Here is a 1732-nt window from a genome sequence, read left to right as displayed (position 1 = left end):
GGGCTTGCTGAAAAATCAAAAAATCCTTATCTCACAAGGGTTTAGAGGCACTTTTGTCGAATTCATCTGCAAAGAAAACACGGAAAATCGGTAAAAAACCTTGCAGATGGAGTGAGCGAAAGTGTTCGTGCTGAATCGAGATATGGCAGACTTGTTGGAAAACTTCTATTTGCCCTTTGGCGGAAAATTAAATCCAACCAATCGGTGGGTGCAGCTTGCGGCGATCATCCCTTGGGACAAAGTAGAAGAGAAATATGTGAGCTCGTTCAAGTCCCCAGCCATCGGCCAAAAGGCGTACTCGGCACGTATCGCCCTCGGCTCGCTCATCATCAAGGAGCGCCTTGGTTTAAGTGACCACGAGACCACCTTACAAATCCAGGAAAATCCATATTTGCAGTTCTTCTTGGGCTACACTGCGTATGTCGATGAAGTGCCGTTTCATCACTCCCTGCTCACGCATTTTCGGGAACGGCTCGGCTTGGAAATCCTAGCTGAAGTCAACGACTGGATCGCCCAAGCCGCGCTGCAAGCAGAGCGAGAGGTCGAGGCGAAACCGAAATCGTCCAAGCGAGATCGCGATGACGACGACAACGACGCGGGCGGCTCGCAGCTCACCATGGAGGTAGGGGACGCTTTCTCTATTCCCGAGGAGCCCCCTGTTGTGGCGAAGAAACCCCGCAACATGGCGAAAAAGCTACACGTCCTGCCATATACAGCCGCACCGACAGCGGAAGTCATGAACAAGGGCACCCTCATGCTGGATGCGACATGCGCGCCTGCGGACATCAAGTATCCGACTGACTTGGGGCTGCTGAATCACGCCCGTGAAATCCTGGAAGACATCATCGACGTACTGCACCGTCCCCATGTCGGAGCGATGGAGAAGCCGCGCACGTACCGCGAGAAAGCCAGAAAATCGTACCTGAGTGTTTCCAAGCAACGCAAGGCATCGGGCAAGGTGATCCGCAAAGCGATCAAAAAGCAACTTGGCTACGTGGGACGGAATCTGCGGATTATTGAAGCCCTCGTGAAGTATACGCCTCTCACGGAACTGAGCAAAAGACACTATCGCCAGCTTCTGATCATCTCGGAGCTCTACCGTCAGCAGCGCGAAATGATGGAGAAGAAGACACATATCGTCGCCGATCGCATCGTGAGTATCGAACAGCCGCATGTACGTCCGATGGTTCGAGGCAAAGCTGGAGCGAACGTGGAGTTCGGCGCCAAAATCGCCGCCAGTCTGGTGGACGGTTACGCTTGGATCGAAACGGCACAATGGGACAGCTTCAACGAGGCAACCACGCTGCAAGCATCGGTGGAAGCGTACAAACAGCGATTCGGGTATTATCCCGCCGTCATTCTAGCCGATAAAATCTACCGCAATCGAGACAACCTGAACTATTGCAAAACGCTAGGGATTCGCCTTAGTGGCCCGAAGCTCGGCAGACCCTCGAAAGAGCAAAGTGAAGTCGCCGATCGTCGGCAAGAGCGCCAGGACGCTGTACAGCGTAATGCGATCGAAGGAAAATTTGGAGAAGGCAAGCGCAAATTGGGCCTAGGTCGCATTCGGGCGCGTGGCGCCGAAACCAGTTTGACCGTCATCGCCCTTCAGTTTCTGGTCATGAATCTGGAGCGGCGACTGCGTGTTCTCTTTTTGCATTTTTTCAGACTGCTTGGGTTTAGAGACTTACGTTGGGTGTAAATGGAACGAATCTTGTTCAGCAAGCCCTAA

Annotated in this window: 1 protein-coding gene; it reads left to right on the top strand. The window is 53.0% G+C overall.

Features of this window, described 5'->3' with window-relative positions:
- Positions 1-142 precede the first annotated feature (142 nt).
- Complete coding sequence (locus tag BLT35_RS26015; RefSeq protein ID WP_074730234.1) at positions 143-1702, top strand: IS5 family transposase; 1560 nt, start codon at positions 143-145, stop codon at positions 1700-1702.
- The last annotated feature ends 30 nt before the right edge of the window (positions 1703-1732 follow it).

It is taken from the genome of Paenibacillus naphthalenovorans, from assembly GCF_900099895.1.
Lineage (GTDB): Bacteria > Bacillota > Bacilli > Paenibacillales > NBRC-103111 > Paenibacillus_G > Paenibacillus_G naphthalenovorans.
Note: the sequence above shows the minus strand (reverse complement) of the source record. Positions and strands in the feature narration are given on the sequence as shown.

Bases quoted from the DNA above. Each gene is read 5' to 3' on its own strand.
- BLT35_RS26015 (WP_074730234.1), top strand. From the start codon at position 143: ATGGCAGACTTGTTGGAAAACTTCTATTTGCCCTTTGGCGGAAAATTA.